The organism is Paenibacillus sp. FSL R5-0908 (assembly GCF_038006245.1).
In the GTDB taxonomy this organism is placed as follows: domain Bacteria; phylum Bacillota; class Bacilli; order Paenibacillales; family Paenibacillaceae; genus Paenibacillus_AQ; species Paenibacillus_AQ odorifer.
The window spans coordinates 4,435,308-4,455,298 of sequence record NZ_JBBOUV010000001.1; the positions used below are offsets into that span (position 1 = coordinate 4,435,308).

General features: G+C 42.7%; 13 protein-coding genes. 9 read left to right on the plus strand and 4 right to left on the minus strand.

Annotated elements, in window-relative coordinates; translation table 11 throughout:
- Positions 1-417: 417 nt before the first annotated feature.
- The 5 genes from MKZ09_RS20230 (at position 418) to MKZ09_RS20250 (ending at position 10,488) form a co-directional block, all read left to right on the plus strand.
- Complete coding sequence (locus MKZ09_RS20230) at positions 418-1,065, plus strand: transcriptional regulator (RefSeq protein ID WP_076200708.1); 648 nt, start codon at positions 418-420, stop codon at positions 1,063-1,065.
- A gap of 464 nt (positions 1,066-1,529) precedes the next feature.
- Complete coding sequence (locus MKZ09_RS20235; RefSeq protein WP_076200705.1) at positions 1,530-2,318, plus strand: MerR family transcriptional regulator; 789 nt, start codon at positions 1,530-1,532, stop codon at positions 2,316-2,318.
- Positions 2,315-2,992, plus strand: coding sequence for a GNAT family N-acetyltransferase (locus tag MKZ09_RS20240; protein WP_076200702.1), 678 nt, complete (start codon positions 2,315-2,317; stop codon positions 2,990-2,992). The genes MKZ09_RS20235 and MKZ09_RS20240 overlap by 4 nt, the downstream gene beginning before the upstream one ends.
- Complete coding sequence (locus MKZ09_RS20245; protein WP_076200699.1) at positions 2,976-3,983, plus strand: alpha/beta hydrolase family protein; 1,008 nt, start codon at positions 2,976-2,978, stop codon at positions 3,981-3,983. The genes MKZ09_RS20240 and MKZ09_RS20245 overlap by 17 nt, the downstream gene beginning before the upstream one ends.
- 541 nt (positions 3,984-4,524) lie before the next feature.
- Positions 4,525-10,488 carry a bacterial Ig-like domain-containing protein gene (locus MKZ09_RS20250; protein WP_076200696.1) on the plus strand — a complete coding sequence of 1,988 codons (5,964 nt, stop codon included), beginning with the start codon at positions 4,525-4,527 and terminating at the stop codon, positions 10,486-10,488.
- A gap of 80 nt (positions 10,489-10,568) precedes the next feature.
- Here the strand turns inward: MKZ09_RS20250 and MKZ09_RS20255 are convergent, their stop codons facing one another.
- Positions 10,569-11,348: a helix-turn-helix domain-containing protein gene (locus MKZ09_RS20255; RefSeq protein WP_076200695.1), complete on the minus strand. Its 780-nt coding sequence runs from the start codon at positions 11,346-11,348 to the stop codon at positions 10,569-10,571.
- Between the two features lie 120 nt (positions 11,349-11,468).
- On the opposite strand from MKZ09_RS20255, the gene MKZ09_RS20260 reads away from it, so the two are divergent.
- On the plus strand, positions 11,469-13,385 hold the full coding sequence (locus MKZ09_RS20260) for a right-handed parallel beta-helix repeat-containing protein (RefSeq protein ID WP_076200694.1): 1,917 nt from the start codon (positions 11,469-11,471) through the stop codon (positions 13,383-13,385).
- A gap of 54 nt (positions 13,386-13,439) precedes the next feature.
- Here MKZ09_RS20260 and MKZ09_RS20265 read toward each other — a convergent pair whose 3' ends face one another.
- The gene (locus MKZ09_RS20265) at positions 13,440-13,859 is read right to left on the minus strand and encodes a hypothetical protein (RefSeq protein WP_076133853.1); all 420 of its coding nucleotides are present in this window, start codon (positions 13,857-13,859) and stop codon (positions 13,440-13,442) included.
- A 264-nt stretch (positions 13,860-14,123) separates the two neighbouring features.
- Here MKZ09_RS20265 and MKZ09_RS20270 point away from each other — a divergent pair, with 264 nt between their 5' ends.
- Both MKZ09_RS20270 and MKZ09_RS20275 read left to right on the plus strand, forming a co-directional pair.
- Entirely contained in the window at positions 14,124-14,954 is an 831-nt protein-coding gene (locus MKZ09_RS20270) for a MerR family transcriptional regulator (protein WP_076200693.1), read from the plus strand.
- Positions 14,955-14,967: 13 nt separating this feature from the next.
- Entirely contained in the window at positions 14,968-15,993 is a 1,026-nt protein-coding gene (locus tag MKZ09_RS20275; protein WP_076133855.1) for a serine hydrolase domain-containing protein, read from the plus strand.
- Between the two features lie 82 nt (positions 15,994-16,075).
- Here MKZ09_RS20275 and MKZ09_RS20280 read toward each other — a convergent pair whose 3' ends face one another.
- Positions 16,076-16,465, minus strand: coding sequence for a hypothetical protein (locus tag MKZ09_RS20280; protein ID WP_076133856.1), 390 nt, complete (start codon positions 16,463-16,465; stop codon positions 16,076-16,078).
- 131 nt (positions 16,466-16,596) lie between these two features.
- A complete protein-coding gene (locus MKZ09_RS20285) occupies positions 16,597-18,342 on the minus strand; it encodes a glycoside hydrolase family 35 protein (protein ID WP_076133857.1) in 1,746 nt (581 codons plus the stop codon).
- A 154-nt stretch (positions 18,343-18,496) separates the two neighbouring features.
- Here MKZ09_RS20285 and MKZ09_RS20290 point away from each other — a divergent pair, with 154 nt between their 5' ends.
- A complete protein-coding gene (locus tag MKZ09_RS20290; RefSeq protein ID WP_076200692.1) occupies positions 18,497-19,951 on the plus strand; it encodes a sulfatase family protein in 1,455 nt (484 codons plus the stop codon).
- Positions 19,952-19,991 lie beyond the last annotated feature (40 nt).

The following is a 19,991-nucleotide window of genomic DNA, read 5'->3' on the forward strand; positions in this document are numbered from 1 at the left end:
AATACGAGCGAAAATGTACGAATAGCTGCAATACGGTCCGCAACGTTCGAAAATGAATAATGATATTGCGTAGAGCACGTAATCCATTTTTGCAGATCAGTAATCACATGATGGTCGTCCTGGAAAAGCCATGCGGACCGCGCGAGGGGGAAGAATCCGCTTTTAGAGTAACTATTAACTTCAGCAAATTTAGCTCGTTCACCATGCTAGCTTCCTTCATCTAAAACCTATTAGAATTCGTCATCTTTATACACAGTAACTCATTGAAGAAATCCTCAGCACTCGTTATAATAGCAACTATAGGTCGTGAAGAACACGCCGCTTTTATACAATCTCTATCCTGGGTTAAGCTCAGGAGGAATTGTATGGGAGCGGCTTTTTCTTTTTTCAAAAAATTACTTAAGGAGGATATACAAAATGTCCAGATTCGAACAGCTACTAGAGGAATGGTTACAGATCAACTTGGATAAGGATAACAATCCCCGCAGACAGGAGCTTCTTGCAAAAGGGTTGGGCTATGGAACAGTCGAATTTCTGCGTGCGGTATGGTTTCCTGCTGTAGGAAACTTCAACTACTTGTTCCCCGAATGGGAAGTGCGCGATTTCAACAATGGTTATCGTTATCTTGATCTGGCCTATATGCCAGGTGGAGCTAAGGGTGGAATAGAGATTCAAGGCTACGGTCCGCATGCTAGAGATCTTGATGTACGACGATTCAAAGATTTATGTAGACGCCATTCCTTATTATCGCTAGACGGTTGGACCTTCCTGTCCATCGCCTATCCCTCAATCACGGACGAGCCTCAGCTATGTCAACAACTAGTACTCGCCTTCATTGGCAAATTCATGGCTTCAGACGTGCCCTCTTCATTAACTTGGTTAGAAGCTGAAACACTTCGTTTCGCAAGACGTCTTCTGCGTCCTTTTACACCTGTTGAACTCACCCATCATCTTAGAGTCACTAATCGTCATGCCCGACGTGTTTTACACGAGTTAGCTGAACAGCAGCTACTAGAGATCGTTGGTGGAAAAGAACGCAATCGAACCTATCAGCTTAGAATGTGAAGATTTGATTTGATTAGTTTGGTTTGATTAAAAGTTACGTTCGGACCGTATAGCCCTAATTTGCCAATTTCTCTTGTTTTCGCCACGCTATCGGACTCAGTTGCAGCTATTTACTCAAAAGCACTGCTCTGACCCATTTTTTCAGCTCAATAAGAGCTATGCAGTCCGAAACCCAGAGAAAATGAGCAAATTAGCTGAAATAGCTGCATTACGGTCCGTAAAGGCAACTCAAGGGTCATACCAGCAAGGCTCATACAAAAAAATGATCATGAATCTAATCCGTTGCACCCCCGCATTGTCCTTCCAAAATCTAAGTCTTTTTCATTACCACCCATTACTATTACTAATCATTATTTAGAAAAAAGTACTCTGCTTATCCCGTATTTTAATCGACGCTTGACCTTAGGTCTGACCTAAGGTTTATAGTTGTTTTATCAAATAACTTACAGTTAGGAGCACCGCCCTTGAATCCGTACCTTACAATTGGCGAACTATCAAAACTTATGAATGTATCTATCCATCAGATTCGATATTTTGAAGAAAAAGAAATCCTGTTTCCATCCTATATAGACAATAATCAGTACCGGATGTACGGCATCGATGAGATCTATCAATTGGCACATATCCTGTTGCTCCGCAAATTAAACATCCCTGTCAGTACCATTAACCAAAGTATGAATAAATCCGCAACGAATGACTACCAACAGTTGTTAGAGAAATCGCTAAACAAAATCAACTCAGAAATAAACCAATTAATAATGCTGCAACAATTTGTACAAAAGGTACTAAAAGAGCATGCAGATTATGGCAACATGGAGGGGGAGTATCAAATTAAACATGTGGACAATCGTTATCTCAAAAAGTGGTTGGTGCTAGAGGATAACGAAACACTAACTGCACGAAGTTTATATGAAAAAAGACCGCAGAACCATCATTTATTTGAAACAGATTTACATTATGTATACGATTCTGAACAAGTAACCTTATGCTTCGAAACCATTGAAACCACTCCCACCCCTGACATTGTTTTAGAAAAAGGGTGTTATCTCTATAAAGCATTTTTTGTAACAGACGATCAGGATGTAGATCATGAGATTGCCAAGCTGGAACACTTTTTAAATGGGCATCACTATATGGTATTGGGACCAATCATCATTTTGGAGAAATCATACCTATCCATGTTTAACAACGACAAGCTTCATTATGAGCTTCAAATTCAAATCGAGCATGCCTTAGATGATACCACTAAATGAGTACAAACGAGGTTATCATCGCCCATTACCAGGAACAAGATCGTGAGGCTGTAAGCAGGCTTTTGGTAGATGCATTTCAGGGGAAATTTCACTCTCTCCTCTCTCTCGAGGACAATGAAATTGCTGATCTACTTATAAGACTTTGGGAACAAGATTCTTCTTCCTTATCATCTAAACAAATAATCGCTTATGAAAACGGAGAAGTGGTTGGCACTATCTACTTAAAATGGCAGGATACGCTCTCCCTTAAAAAAGGATCAATTAAACCACTGAATCGGGCTCCCTTTTTGCAGCTATTCAAGAAATTTGGATACTTAAATGTTGGTAAGTTAATCCTCGGGTTATATTTTTTGGATTATCAACCTAGTGCAAAAGAGTGTTATGTGGCTCATTTGGCTGTTCGGTCCAGTCACCGTAATAAGGGAATTGGCAAAAAGTTGCTGGGTTGGGCGGCGGATTTTGTAAACAGTCATTCTGAGGTTGAAAAATTAACGCTACATGTTGCTAACAAGAATAAACGAGCCCTTAATATGTACCAGCAGTTGAACTTTGAGATCCATAAATCTGACTATAGCGCGGTAAGACATTTACTTTTTAAAGAGCCTATTTGGCATTACATGATAAGAACAACATCGCTACAATTTGGGGGATCAATGAATGAAAAAGAAAATTAAGCTAACTGTCTGGATGATTACCATTTCGTTGTTGATTGCAGCGGTCCTGTTCGTACTACAGCAACATTCTTTTTCAATGACTGAGCAAAAAATTGAAATTGATACGCCTCAAGGTCAACTAACAGGAACCTTAGTTCTGCCCGAAAGTTACTCTGGAACCGTCGGACTGGTAGTTTTTGTTCATGGGGATGGCCCAGTTAATGATACTTACGATGATGGATATAAACCTTTGTGGGAAAAGCTCGCCTCTGCCGGATATGCTTCCTTATCTCTTAACAAACCGGGTATCGGGGGTTCCTCAGGGAACTGGCTAGAACAAAGCATGGAGGATAGAGCGCAAGAAACTATATATGCAATTAACTGGGCTAAATCCTTACCTATGATTAATACTCAAGCTATTGGTTTGTGGGGAGCAAGTCAGGCGGGCTGGGTGATTCCTAAGATTGTTAAAAAAGTGCCTGATCTCGCCTTCAGTATTCTTGTATCCCCCGCCATTCAATGGATTTCTCAAGGACAATACAATACCAGACAAGAGATGATTTTAGAAGGTTTTTCAGAACAGGAGATACAAAAGAGAGAAGATTATAACGCGCAAATCCTACTGCTACTTAAAGAACAGGCGTCGTATGAAAGTTACTTGCGAATTGCACAATCGGACGATTTAATTTCCAAAGAAAAATGGGGGTTTTTCGCTAAAAATTATCAGTCAGATGCGAGCAAGGATTTAAAAAACTTCACTACACCTGTCCACTTAGTTCTTGGCGGGCAAGATATAAATGTAGATGTTGAGGAAACCGAACGTGTTTACCGTGAAAAAATTCCTGAAAACCTACTCTCCGTCTTCTATATTCCTGATGCTGATCACTCTATGCTCTCAAAAAAGAATGCCTCATCACCATTAAGAACATATTTGACCGCTGTCTTTTTTCCGCGACATATTGTTGTTGAGCAATATTTAGATGATTTGGTTCACTTTGTAAGCCAGTTTTAATCTGTTTGCCATCCATTATGCACTCTCACCAGCTGAACTCCCTACGTTCGGACAGTATAGCCCTTATTTGCTGAATTTCCTCGTTTTCGCCACGCTATCGGACTCAGTTGCAGCTATTTACTCAAAAACACTCCACAGTTCCCCTTTTTCAGCTCATTAAGAGCTATGCTGTCCGAAACTCAGGGAAAAGGAGCGAATTAGCTGAAATAGCTGCATTACGGTCCGTAACTCCAATCACGGGCGTAATTTTTGCTCATGAGTATCGGACTTCCACTGCAATCGTACTTATCGGCAGTTTCGGCGCCCGTAACACCCACGCGGGAGTACTAACCACCAGCAACAAACTCCGGAAACTCCACGTAAGTAGCAGAAGCAAAGGCATAAACCGGGTGTCATTAACTCAGATTCTCCCTCTCCTGCTGCATAAACAGCGTTATATGGCGTATTGATTATAGCTGTACGCTTTAGTGATAACGTATAATTTCGGATGATCAAGCTTAGCTTTGGTCAAAATCGATCATATAAGGAGAGGTTTTAATCATTGAGAAAACAACAACGTTTGTTAGCCATGCTCGTAACCTTCCTGCTTTTGTGCTCCTCTTTTCCGTTATCGATGTTTGCAGAGGAAGCACCTGATCCTTATGAAGGAATGATTAACATTCAAAGTGAATGGCAAGGCAGCGTATTTGGTGATGTTGGGGGGCAAGACAAGATTACTGCAGCCAACTTTGGCATTACGGAGAACACGGATGGATCAGCTACACTGCGAAGCTCGAACGACAGAGGCAAAGTATCGGGCAGCACGGAAGGTATCGCTTATTACTTTAAAGAGGTTGATCCAAGTGTTAATTTTGAGTTGAAGGCAACGGCTCACGTGGATGCTTGGACAGCCAATAACCAAGTTTCCTTCGGAATAATGCTGCGCGGCAATGTGTGGAATAACCAATTCGGAGCCTACTCTGGAGATTATGTCGCCGTGGGTGCTTTGGATCAAGAAATGAAAGCGTTTCACAAATTGCAAAATACAAGCCTACAGAAACTTGGGTACGTGTTTGATAACGCTAATCGCCCTGCCCAAGGAGAGAATTACGAATTAAGCATCAAAAAGACCGGAAATCTGTATATTGTCCGCATCGGCAATGAAACCAAAACGATCGAAAGCTTTGACGGCTCCGTTCAATATGCGGGCCTTTATACCGCTAGAAACACTACGGTTACGTTCCGAAATATTCAATTCAGTCAAGAAGGTCAAATCGCGCTAGGACCTTGGGGCTTCAGCGCCTTCGGAGGCAACACTAGTCCAGCTAAGAACCCCGAGCCTATAATTGAAAGTCCAACCTCTGTAACGATGACGACCTACGGCGGCAAAATCTCCAGCAGCGATGAGGGATTATCTTTTTATTCGAAAGAGATTCCGGTGGATGCGAACTTTGAACTGAAAGCGACCGCTTCAGTGATTGCTTTTAATAGCAATAGCACTGTCAGCACACCTAACCAGAAATCCTTCGGTCTTATGCTCCGCGACAGTATTGGGACGAACGGAGATACAAGCACAACCACTTCTGACTATGCGGCGGTAGGTGCTTTGGATCAGGTAATGAAAGGCTTTTATAAAAAAGACACCCAAGTGAAGTTAAATCCTTTTAGCGATAGCCAGGCCCCGTCCGCAGGAGCTGTATATTCGCTAAGTATTAAAAAATCAGGAGATACTTATCGATTTAGTGTGGGTGATCAGACCGAAATCATAACACTGGACGATACGTTCACAGATACTCTTTTTGCCGGAATCTATGTAGCTAGAGATGCAACTGTTACTTTCAGTGACATAGACATCCAGCTTGAATCCAAAATCGTAACCAGCTTAACCGCTGATACGAGCGCAATGACGAAAACCACTTATCTGGTTGGTGAATTCCTAGATTTGACTGGATTAGTCGTTAAGGCTATTTTTTCTGATCAGAGTGAGGCAGTTTTGTCTTCTACGGACTATATTGTTACAGGCTTTGATAGCAGCAAGGTTGGAGAAAATATCATAACCATTAACTACAACGGTGCTTTCGTGAGTATTCCATTGCAAATCGTTCCATTATCTATGACCTCATTATCAGTGAAGTATTATCCAGCTAAAACCGTATATTACCCAGGCGATACCTTCGATCCAGAAGGTCTTGTTCTTGTTGCCAATTATAACGACGGCTTCCTGACCAAAGAGCTGACCAGTGATCTTTATTCCCTCTCCATTAACGGACAACCGGTCAGCGATTTATTACCGTATCTATTTACGCAATCAGGCTCCACAGCGGTATCCGTTACTTCAACAGAGGCGCCGGCAATCACAACAACCTTTAATGTGGAAGTAAAAGCAGCGACGTTATCCGCTTTAGAAATTCGAAATGAACCTAAACAAACACTCTACTATATCGGTGACTCCCTCAAACTAGAAGGACTTGTGGTTTATGCTCATTACAGTGATGGTACACAGATTCGGCTGTTGAACAATGAATACAAAGTCTCTCCTCTCGACACCACGACATCTGGCGATAAAAAAATCACAATTACGCATAAAGGTTTAACAACCTCTTTTCAAGTTAAGGTCAACGTTAAAAAACTACTTGGCATCGAAGTCACCAGCTATCCTAAAACTACCTTTTTTATTAACGACAACTTTGACAGCAACAACCTGCTCGTATCCAAAGTGTATGATAATTCAGATAGAGAGAAGCTAAACAGCTATACGCTCGACACTTCCAAGTTCGACAATCAGGCAGCTGGAGTGTATGAAATTGGCATACTCCCTACCGATTCTTCTATTAAGCCCATTACGTATTCGGTTACAGTAAAAGAAAAGATGGATTCCATTTGGAAAAGCATTCAATTCGGTCAGTCCACTTCAGCAGCTAACAATCAGACGATTGTCAACGAGGATGGATCCGCCCAACTGATCGCTTTGGAAGGCGGCGGTAAAGTCACCGAAGATCATGACGGCATTACCTTCTATTACACCGAGCTAGATGCTGCGGAAGATAATTTCGTACTATCTGCGGATATCCAAGTGTTGGCTTTTGCAAAAAATCCATATGACGGGCAAGAATCTTTTGGCATTATGGCACGTGACGTCATCGGCACACAAGGAAATTCTAGCGTCTTTGCATCCAATATAGCTGCCCTCGGTGGTTATAGCGGCGGTACGAAAAGCGATCTGGGCACACAGCTTTTTGTCCGCACTGGAGTTGAAAAAACGGATGGGACTGGCAGTAAAGGGATTCAAACCACCATGCTTCAAAAAGAACGTCCGGCACCTGCCAATACTGTTCCTGCAGCACCTTACCATTTAACGTTAGCAAAGACGAATAGTGGTTTTACAGGACAGCTCAATAATGGCCAGCAAGCTATTCATTTCACACCAGACATTCTTAGCGTACAGGATTCAAAAATGTACGTCGGATTCTATGCCGCTCGTTTAGCCACAATTAATGTAAGCAATATTCAATTAACAGTCACTTCAGCAGCTACAGATCCTCCTAAAATAGAACCACCTGCGACTCCCGTCACACCTAGCTTAAATATACTTTCACTAAGTAAAACCTCAGATCCAGCTTACCAAATGATTGTGCGCTCTAATGTCAACGGAACGGTGACGTTGAAGCAAGGTTCTACGATCATCGCTCAGGATATCGAGGCAATAGCTGGTAAACGTCTTTCTATTCCCACGAGACTTCTTGATCAAGGAGATACGAACTTCAGCATTACTTTTTTACCAGATGATACTCAGTATTTGACCTCTTATGAGAAGATCATCAGCAACTATACCGTCACCCTAAAAAGTTATAACGAAGATGATGAGATCTACGTATCGCCCACCGGATCAAGCTCCGGAGATGGAACGATCAATCTCCCACTTGATATCGATACTGCGATTGATTTCGTTAAACCAGGTCAGCATATTATTGTGCTTGAGGGTCGTTATGTGCGGAAATCACCACTTGAGATTAAAAAGTACAATGATGGTAAAGCCTCCGCCAAAAAGTATATAGAAGCAGCACCAGGAGCAAGACCCATCTTTGATTTTGACAAAAAAACAGAAGGCGTTCTCTTGAGCGGAAACTATTGGCATGTGAAGGGACTTGATTTCACTCGCTCAGCTGGGAATACCAAGGGTTTTACGGTGGGAGGAAATTATAACGTCGTTGAAAATAGCCGTTTCTATGCGAATGGTGACACTGGTTTACAAATCAGCCGAACTGATGGTACCGCGATAGAAATCAGTGAATGGCCTTCTTACAACTTAATTCTCAACAGTACCTCCTTCGACAACCGTGATCCATCCGACAATAATGCCGATGGCTTTGCGGCAAAATTGACTGCGGGTGTTGGTAATATTTTCAGAGGTTGTCTGGCGCATAACAATATCGACGATGGTTGGGACTTATATACGAAAGCAGGCTCAGGTGCAATAGGTTCAGTGCTGATTGAGCACAGCGCTGCCTTCAACAATGGGTTCTTAACAGACGGAACCGTAGGTGCCGGTGATAAAAATGGCTTCAAGCTTGGTGGCGAAGGCATTCATGTCACACATACCATCCGCGATTCCATCGCCTTTGGTAATGGCGCTTATGGTTTTACAAGCAATAGTAATCCAGGTGTGATCGCCATCAACAACCTCGGATTTAACAATACGCGTGGTAATATAAGCTTCACCACTTATGATCACATTACTCCAGACTTTACGATTGACGGTTTCTTATCTTACCGAACTGCCAACATTGCAAAAGACCAATATCCAGCTTCTTTAGCTGCGGACAATAATTTCATGTTTGACGGCACGCGATCGGCGAATAATTCAGGAAAAGAACTGAGCGATTCTAACTTTGTCAGCTTAAATCCTGTAGTCAATTACTCTCGGGATGCTGACGGGAATATAATCTGGGGCGATTTCTTGAAGTTCATTCCTTTGGATGGGCCGGAACCAAGTCCGACGGCTTCTCCGAGTCCCACTGCTTCTCCGAGTCCCACTGCTTCTCCGAGTCCGACGGCTTCTCCAAGTCCGACTGCCTCACCGAGTCCCACTGCTTCTCCGAGTCCCACGGCTTCTCCGAGTCCGACGGCTTCTCCAAGTCCGACTGCCTCACCGAGTCCGACTGTTTCTCCGAGTCCGACGGCTTCTCCGAGTCCGACTGTTTCTCCGAGTCCGACGGCTTCTCCGAGTCCAACGGCCTCACCGAGTCCGACTGCCTCACCGAGTCCAACGGCTTCTCCGAGTCCGACGGCTGCCGTGAGCTCAGGCAGTTCCGGATCATCGGTTGGAGATTCGGCCACTACTATACTCCATTTGGACGGTAGCGTAAGGATTGAGATACCTACTACTATGAATGGAGAAAAAGCTAGCGCAATATTGACTGAATCTTCCTTACAAAAGATTATCAATTTAGCCAAACCTAATTCCGCAGGCCACAAAATCCTAAGAATTCAGCTCGCAGAGGAACAATTCTCAAATGTTGGCTCATTTGAAGTCACTCTCCCTGCCGCAGCATTTCTTTTTGGAACTTCCAAATTGCAGCTTGAGATCAATACATCACTAGCTACCTTTGTACTTCCGGATAATCTATTCCCGGTGAAGACACTGGACAATGTGAAGTCGGTTACCTTGCTCCTCAAACCTGTCGATACAACAGGAAGTTTAAAGAAGCGATTGGGTGACAATTTGCTTATTGATTACGAGCTACTTTTGGATGGTACAACTGTTCAATTAGAGAGTTTAAATTCAGCCATTCAAATTGGGCTTCCATATCCAGCAGCTGTACCTCCATTGAACAACGCATTTATTGTTGCGTGGAACGTCAATGAACACGGAGTCATCCAACCGGTATTAGGCGGAAATTATGATGCAGATAAGAAGCAAGTTAATTTCTCAACAACAAACTCATCTGGACAATACGCCGCCGTTTACAATCACAAAACGTTCAGGGATATAACTGATTCTCATTGGGCGAAGTTTATTGTAGAAGTACTTTCATCAAAAGGTATCATTAATGGTGTAACAGAAACAGAGTTCAGGTCCGACCAGACTGTTACACGTGCAGATTTCGCACTTTTATTAGTTAGAGCTTTAGGTCTGTCCGCAGCAGAAGGAAATAGCTTTGCAGATGTGTCACCTAACGATTATTTTTATGAGGGGCTTATGACAGCTCAGAAATTAGGGATCGTTACGGGCCAATCCGACGGCCTTTACCACCCTCATGACTCCATCTCCAGACAAGAAATGTTTGTTATGGCAGCTAGGGCATTGAAGGCTGCAGAGGTATGGAAATCGAATACGTCCTCTTCCTCTGCCTTAGACGGCTACACTGACCATAATCAAATTTCTAATTATGCGGCAAATGATATTACGGCGCTGGTATCAGCAGGTCTCATTAAAGGAGACTCTCAGCAGCAGCTTACACCAACTGCCCATTCCACACGTGCCGAAGCAGCCATGCTGATTTACAGAATTATGATGCAAAAATAAAAAAAAAGAAGAACTCCAAGACCACTATACTCGTGGTTTTGGAGTTCTTTTTATCCTCTTCCCTACCCCCTTTAAGCATCCTAGTTCATTTCCTTATCAGGAGGATTGGAAACCCGATACCCTTTCGGCGATTGATGGGTGATTTTCTGGAAATTCCGATGAAATGACCGTAAGTTACTGTAGCCGCAAAGGTTGGCAACTTCACCAATAGTAAGATTCGAGTTTTTTAATATATAACATGCTTGTGAGATCCGATAGTGATTCAAGTAATCTGTGAAGGGCATTTTCATCAGCTGGACAAACAGCTTTGATAAATACGGGTAATCATATTGCAGATGTTTTGCTACAGCTTTTAATGTGCAATCGGTAGAATAATTTTGTTCTACAAAAAGCAGGATTTTATAGAGCACCTTTGTTTGCGGGGACTGTTTGACTGGAGCAAATGATGTCTGATAGATCAACTGCGCGCATACACCATACAGAAAACTTTTCTGGCTATAAATTGAATCCAGCTTTGTACAATCAGGTTCATTCACAGCATGGAGAATATTATCATTGGGTATAAAGCTTTTATAATTCATGTGAAAATCACCTATCAATTCTGTGGAGAAAAGGATTACCATAATCTCCGAAAAATCAATCGTCTCAAATTCATGCATCTGATTTGGAAAAATAAAAACCAGATCATTTTTCTGCACCTGATAGCTTTTCCCATCAATGGTGATAGATAACTGCCCGTCGTTGACATAAATAATCTCAAATGCCCGATGAAAATGAAGTGGAAAATGATAGTTTTTCAAGGGAATGAGTTTAAAGTAATCTTCTTCGCCGACACCATGTTTTTCAAAAAAGGGCCACAAGTAGATTCTCCTTCACGAAAACACTAATTTTGTCTTAAAGTGTACTATATAAAGTATAGAACTAACAATGTTAAATCCTATAATATTGGATAAAGTCAACCAAGCGGAGGTTATAGGACAATGGAATATCACGTATCAAAAACCGGTTCAGATCAAGATCAAGGCACTCAACATGATCCCTTTTTAACCATCAATAGAGCGGCTTTAGTAGCTGTCGCTGGAGATAAGGTTATCGTTCATGAAGGGATATATCGTGAGTGGGTAAAACCGAGATACAAAGGATTAAGCGAACAAAGAAGAATTATTTATCAAGCCGCTGAAGACGAGCTGGTTGTCATAAAAGGCTCTGAACATATACAAGATTGGCAGCAGGTTGAGAATCATATTTGGAAAGTGATCTTGCCGAACACGTTTTTTGGCAGCTTTAATCCGTATGTTGAGGAAGTGTCTGGCGATTGGCTCGTCACTATAGAGGAGACAAGACACTTAGGCGATGTATATCTAAATGGCATGTCTTTTTATGAGGTCAGTCAGTATGATCAACTGGCAGCTCCTGTCGAAAAGCTGATGTTAAAGGATCTCTGGACACAAGAGATGGTTCCGGTCCAAAATCCAAAACAGACGACCTATGTTTGGTTTGCCGAAGTAAGCCCTGACCACACCACGATTTACGCTAATTTCCAAGGTGCCAACCCGAACAAAGAACTGGTAGAAATCAATGTACGCAGATCTTGTTTCTACCCTGAAGAAACCGGGATTGATTATATTACTGTAAAAGGTTTTGAAATGGCACATGCGGCAACACCTTGGGCACCTCCAACCGCAGACCAGCCCGGACTGCTGGGCACTAACTGGAGTAAAGGCTGGATTATTGAAAATAATATCATTCACGATGCCAAATGCAGCGCTATCAGTATCGGCAAAGAAGCTTCCACAGGCCATAATTACCGTACCCTTCGAAAAGACAAACCCGGATATCAATACCAGCTTGAATCCGTCTTTACTGCTGAGCGTCAGGGCTGGAGCAAAGAATCGATCGGTTCACATCTTATCCGCCATAATACCATTTATGATTGCGGCCAAAATGCCATCGTCGGCCACTTAGGTTGTATTTTCAGCGAAATTCATCATAACCATATTTACAACATTGCGATAAAACGGGAATTCTGGGGCCACGAAATTGCCGGAATCAAGCTTCACGCACCGATCGATACTCACATCCACCATAACCGGATTCACGATTGTACTTTAGGTTTATGGCTGGATTGGCAGACCCAAGGGACAAGAATCAGCAAAAATCTGTTCTATCAAAATCACCGGGATTTGTTTATAGAAGTAAGCCATGGCCCTTACATTGTTGACCATAATATCTTGACAGCTAAACATGCTTTAGAGAATGTAGCCCAAGGTGGAGCCTATATCAACAATCTGATCGGCGGCAGGATGGTTCATCGAAAGGTACTAAACCGGTCCACGCAATATCATCTTCCGCATAGTACAAAAATTGCCGGTTTCTCACTTATTTATGGTGGGGACGATCGGTTCTATAACAATATCATTATTGGAAAAGACGGATGGACAGGCGTGGGAACATCACATTTCAATAACTACACCACCTCTTTGGCGGAGTATATCGAGAATGTCCATAAGTTACACGGTGATCTTGAGGAGTTTGAACTCGTTGAACAGCCTATGTTCATTAATAACAACGCTTACTTAAACAGTGCTGAGCCTTTCGAAAGAGAGAATGTAAAGCTGGTTGAGGAAAGCTTTGATCCAGACTTCTTTATTGTAGATCAAGGAGATGAGGGATTCCTTTCCATTGATCTGCCTGAAAGCTTCGTTAACTTCTTAGGTGAGGTACATTCCACTGAGACTTTGCCGCGGGTGCGCATCGTGGATGCCGAGTTTGAGAATCCGGATGGCAGCAATATAATTCTGGATACAGATTTTCTGGATAAAAAGAAAGAACATAAAAGCACTTTAGGACCTCTTACACTTTTGAATAAGGGCAAAAATTATATTAAAGTGTGGTGATCGGTAAAGCAGGTGGCAAGTCCACCTGCTTTTTCATTGCTATAATTGAGTCTGCTATTTAATAGCCTTAATCTTTTGAATAGATACTTCGTTTTGTTCTATTAGGATCTGATATTCAACAATCTCTCCTGCTTTAAATTCTTCCTTAAATTCTTTACTGACCGAGTAATTATCTTTCGGATTGAGTGTAACCTTAAATAAATGCTTTCCATTGTCTATGGGGAACTTCGCAACGCCACCTAACTTAATATTACTATCGATCAAAGAATTGATCTGAACGTCGTTTCCTTCATCAACAGTAACGACTACACTTTTTAAAAATAACGGACTATTATTCGTAATCAGCAAATTATATTCTTGATCATCAGTTACATCTACATCTGTATTATTGGATATATCGGCATTGTTTTTTTCGCAACCCGATAACAAGACTATTAACAACACGAATAAAGATACGTATTTATTTCTAGACAAAATGTTCACCTCTCCATTCCTATAATCTTTTCTTGTGAAAATATTAACATGTTCTAGGCGTTTTATGGGAAATATTTGAAGGCTTTAGCTAAAATGATACACTCTAATAAATAAGGGTAGCCCCATTGGCCACGTAACCAAAGAATCGGTTCACTATTTCGCTGTTGACTTTGACCTTAGGGTAAGGTGTTAAGTAGAGCTAGAACCAAACATCGATGTTTTGGCTTTGGAAGTTTAATTCAAACGAAAAAAGGAGATGACTTTTTGCTGTCGATTGGAGAATTCTCGAAGATATGCGAAGTTTCTACGAAGACGCTTCGATATTATGATGAGATCGGATTAATTCATCCCGATGAGATTAACCCTGAGAACGGTTATAGGTATTACTCCATCAAACAACTTAAAAAAATGCTTTTTATCAATCGTCTGAAAGGTTATTGTTTCTCGCTGGAAGAAATCAGAGACATTTTACAATGGGAACAGGATCATTCAGAAGAGAAGCTCTACTCAGCCCTTAATCTGAAGAAAAAAGAAATCCAGGAGAAAATAAGCGCTTATGAATACACCTTACAACAAATCAATAGTGATGTTTTAAATCTGGAGAAAGGTATTCCCATGATGTCCTACCTGAATGAGATAAAAGTAGAGCTTGTTGAAACTCAGCCTATGAATATTCTTTTTACACGTCAGATGTTGAGCAGTGATGACTATGCGCTAGGTTATGGACATTATTTTAGCGGGCTATATGAAAAAATCGCCACTGAAAAACTCACTTTGCTCGGTACGCCAATAACGATATATCACAGCCATGAATATAATCCAGCCGGAAATGATACAGAGTTTGCTCTCCCCATAAAAGAAGGTGTAAAAGGTACAAGAGATTTGCCTGATGCTCTTTGTGCGAGATCTGTTCTTAAAGGCGCCTATTCAGAATTGACCTCGGTCTATGCTCAGCTGAGAGAATGGATAGAAAATGAAGGTTATGAAATGGTGAATTCGCCCTATGAAATATATGTAACGGACCCGATACAAGCCGCTGTGCCTGAGGATCTGGTTACCGAGGTCTATTTTCCAGTAAAGAAAAAAAATTCATAAAGGAGTTACTTTCATGCTCAAAAACAATTATCCAACTTCAGATTGGCAAATCTCAGCCCCCGCAAACTTGGGAATGGATGCTGATATGCTTTCAGAACTAGAATCAAGGATCAAATCCGAGTATAGCAATATCAACGGGATTGTTGTGGTAAGAAGTGGAGCTATCGCTTATGAAAAATATTATAATGGCGCTGGCCCGAATGACACACATCATGTGGCCTCTGTAACAAAAAGTATCATATCCGCACTCATAGGCATTGCCATAGAGGCTGGCTTTATTAACAATGCAGATCAAAAGGTACTGGAGTTTTTCCCGGACTACGTTCCAAATGCTGCTCAAGATCCGCAAAAACAAGAAATCACCTTACGCCATCTTCTGACGATGACCGCACCCTATGCTTTTGCAGATTGGCACGAACCGCTGGAGCAAATGTGTATGCAGCCTGACTGGGTAAAATATACGCTGGATATGCTAGGCCAACAAGGAACAATTGGGGATTTCAAATATTCTACCGCTGGAGCACATCTGCTTTCTGCTATCATCACGCGCAGCACTGGACAAAGTGCCCGTGAGTTCGCCAACGAACGGTTATTTAAACCTATCGGAATGAATGAGATCCCGGATTATGAGATGAGCTCATTTGGGTTCGATGATTTGTTTGGGGTAAATGTGAAGGGGTGGGTGGAAGACCCCAATCGTATCACCACAGGAGGATGGGGACTTACGTTGTCTCCACGCGATATGGCGCGTTTTGGTTTATTATATTTGAACCGTGGACAATGGGGGCATAATCAGATCATTTCGGAGACATGGATTGAGGAATCAACCGCGATGAACCCTAATCATTACGGTTACTTGTGGTGGCTACGCGAAGAAGACGGGGTTTACACCTACTCAGCGTTAGGTGATGGTGGTAATGTCATTTGCTGCATTCCAGAAAAGGATCTTGTCGTAACCATCGCCTCAGAATTCACACTTCAGCCTCGTGACCGCTGGCCTCTGATTAAGGATTGTATTATTCCGTCTGTAGTAGAGTAAAGAAGATAAAAAAACATGCTGGTTGCCCCTTCATTCACAACTAGGAGAGCAACCAGCTGTCTACACTCTAAATCATATTGCTTCAAGGAAAAATAATATCACCTTCGTTGCTGCTTACATCAAAAAATCCAACTTTATGTTTTATAGCCAACTCCCGCATCGCCGTATAAGCTTCCTCAGCTACAGAATAAGCGAAAGCTGCATAGATGACGGATGAGCCAAGCGAGTAGTCAGTTAACCGGTTATCCGTTCCGGCTTCCTCCATCGCCTCAAAAATCTCGTCCTCTACATTCATATTAGGAAATTGCTCAGACAACTCACTATAAAAGCGTTGCAACGCCTCCGATAAAACTGATGGATCATTATAGGCATGGTCTTCCGACCACTGCACTTGCTGTTCATACCACTCCATAAACGCTGCTCTCTCTTGCGGCGCTTTAGACGTTTCGAATGCCATCAAATCATAGCTCATTTAAAATCCTCCTCTACCCCACCCTAATTGTGCATTTTCAGTTCCTATAAATTGTTGGGCTGTTTTGATTATATATTAAAAATCAGCAGACCCATACTATAGAATCATGATACTTCCTCACCTGTTAAATATCATGTGAGCTCCGGTGTATCTACAAAAGTAACCACTGGTTCCATTACGCTATGTAGTTCAAATAAGATTAGCTCGTTTTCACCTTTACGCAGAAGCGGTGCTGGTAAGTAGAGTGTTTTAGTTGGACCCTGCTCCCAGTAGCGCCCTAAATTAAAGCCGTTTATAAAAACTTGACCTTTACTCCATCCGTCCAGCCGCAAAAAAGTATCCTCAGGCTTACTGACTTGAAAGCTCCCCCGGTAAAAAGTGGGCTGCTGACGTTGCTCGCAATCTATCGGTGTGAATGATAATCCCTTAAGATTGGTTAAAGGCAAAGAACGTATGGTCCAATCATGCAGGAATTGATAGCCGAGTCTAACGCCACAGGTTATGCCTTTGGGATCACGAAGCAGCGGGCCATAATTTACACGCCCCATATTCTCCACAAGGATGTCGATCTGCAGTCCCTCCGTTGGAACCTCTAATGAAATTCCTCGCGGATCCCAGCGTTCAACTGTACCGACAAAGGCTCCATTCGCGAATACAAGCGCACGATCACGTACTTCTTGAAGGACGAGCTCCGTACTGCTGCGGGGTCCACTGATCCTCGTCGAATATAAGATGAACCCATAATTCTGACCCAGTTTCTCCATTGGCTCGGGACATGCTCTATGTTCTGGGGTAGACAAAACGTCTAACTGAGTGAATAGTGGTGCCGCTTCTGTCATCAACACTTTACCATAAGCTTGTGACTTTATTAACGGCGGTAATTCCAGGGGCGGCAACGTTACGTATTTCTCAATTATTTTTCGTGCTGCATAGAATTTTGCAGTTGGCTTACCGGATTCGTCCAGCAGCGTATCATAATCGTAGCTGGTTACGACGGGCTCATATTTGTCAAAAAGATTTGCCCCATTCATAAATCCAAAATTCGTCCCCCCATGGAACATATAGAAGTTAATAGAGGCTCCTAAAGCCAGCATTTCATCCAAAGTCTCCGCTACTTCAGATTCGGGGCGTGTATTATGCGGTTTCATCCAGTGGTCAAACCATCCATTCCAGAATTCCATACACATCAACGGTCCCGTAAGCTGATATTCACGTAGTTTAGCAAAGGCTTCCTTTGCCCGTGAACCGAAATTTACAGTGGCGAACACTCCGTCAATCATACCGCCTTGGAGCATATGATCTTCAGCTCCATCTGAAGTAAACAGCAGAACGTCCATGCCGCGGGCGATCATTCCTGCTTTTAGATCATTCAGGTAAGCCTTATCACTACCAAAGCTTCCATATTCGTTCTCTACCTGAAGGGCAAGCACAGGCCCACCGTTAGTGCTTAACAAAGGCCGCAGACGTGGAAGCAACTCATCGAAATAGGCATCCAACTTAGATAAATAGACGTTATCATTACAACGCAGCTGTATGTTATTGTCCGCAAGTAACCAAGCTGGCAATCCACCGAATTCCCATTCCGCACAAATATAAGGACTTGGCCGCAATATCACGTGCAACCCAAGCTTTCCAGCAAGTCTAACGAAAGCCTCGATGTCAGCAAATCCAGCAAAATTGAAGCTCCCCTCCTCTGGTTCGTGTAAATTCCAAGGAATATAGGTTTCAACCGTATTCAATCCACAAGCCTTCAGCTTCAGCAAACGATCCTGCCAATATTCCGGAATGATCCGAAAATAATGAAGCGCACCAGAAAGCAGCCGGATGGGCTGTTCATCTAATATAAATTGATCCCCTGATATGGATAACTTCCGCATATAATTTCTCCTCCAACATTGAGATAGACTATTCAATTATAGGTAATAAAAATATCAACCCATATGGACGATTCTAATGAAATATATGGAGAATTCATTGGTTGCTAGAGGCTTTTGTGATGCTATACACTATATTCATAGGGGGTTGTTACGGATGTCCAAAAGAACTCATATTTGGTTAATTACCACAGATCAAATGCGTGCGGACGCACTAGGTATCGAAAACGCTTCCGTACGGACACCTGAGCTTGACAAGCTTGCTTCGGAAGGCACACTCTTCACTGGCGCTTACTGCGCTAGTCCCGTTTGCACGCCTTCACGTTCTTCCATTTTTACAGGCAGGTATCCGCATATTCACGGTGCCTGGAACATCGGTACCACACTCAGAGAAGACGAACTTACCTTATGCGATCATTTAAAGAAAGCGGATTATAAAACCATCGGTATAGGAAAGATGCATTTCCGCCCTCAGATGAAAGGGGACTTTTCACAAGAATATGAAGAGCCTGCTTATCGTGACCGCGGAAGAGCTTCCGATGGAACGTACTACGGATTTGATGAACATCATATTACGGAAGACAATTGTATCGGAGAATATATGGAGTGGCTTAGAGAGCACAACCCTGAAGTGGCAGAGCGTTTCAGCAAGGACCATTACAGAGCTTCTAATGCTCAAAACGATGTGTGGGAGAGCGAAATCCCTCCGGAGCTGCATCAGACTTATTGGATTGCTGAACGGAGTATCGATGCTATCCTCGCCCACAAAACCGAGCAACCGCTATTTTTATGGACCAGTTTCGTCGATCCACATCACCCCTTTGACCCTCCAAAAGCTTACGCGGATATGTACGCTGACACTGACATTCCATCTCCAGCCAGAGAAGCAGACGACTTGCATCTTCGTCCTCCACATCTGCTGAGTCAGAGTCAGGGAGGATATTGGCCTGGTGGCGGTGAGGAACATTCTCTTGATGAAGCGCATATGAAACGGCTCACCCGAAATTATTATGCGATGATTACCTTCATTGATGAACAAATCGGACGTATTATAAAAGCTTGGCGTCAAAAAGAAATGTACGATGATGTAGTCATCCTCTTTACCAGCGATCATGGAGAACTGCTCGGTGACCATGGACTAATTTACAAGGGACCGTGGTTTTATGAAGGGTTAACACGAATCCCGATGATCGTACGCGGTCCTGGGATTGCTTCCGGGCAACGTGTCCCTGCTTTGATGGAACATGTTGATATTGTCCCCACACTGCTTGCAGCCGCAGGTCTCAAAACTCCCTACGGAACTCAAGGTGTGTCACAGATGGAGGTGCTGGCTGGAAGAGAGTCCCATGTGCGCAATTCTGCCCTAACCGCTTATATTGCTCATGATCGCGGCATTAACGCTAAGTGTTTGCGTACAACACGCTATAAGCTGGTGATCTTCGGAGGTGAGACCTACGGTGAATTGTATGATTTGAGAGAGGATCCTCATGAAAACTCCAATCGTTTTGAAGATCCCAATTATAGTGATATTCGCCATTCAATGGTTGAATTGCTCGTCCATCGAATGATTCAAGATCAGGACCCTTTGCCAGAACGCCAGAGTAGCTGGTAAATTCACTAACCTTTCTTTATATCCTTAACAGACGTAGGGC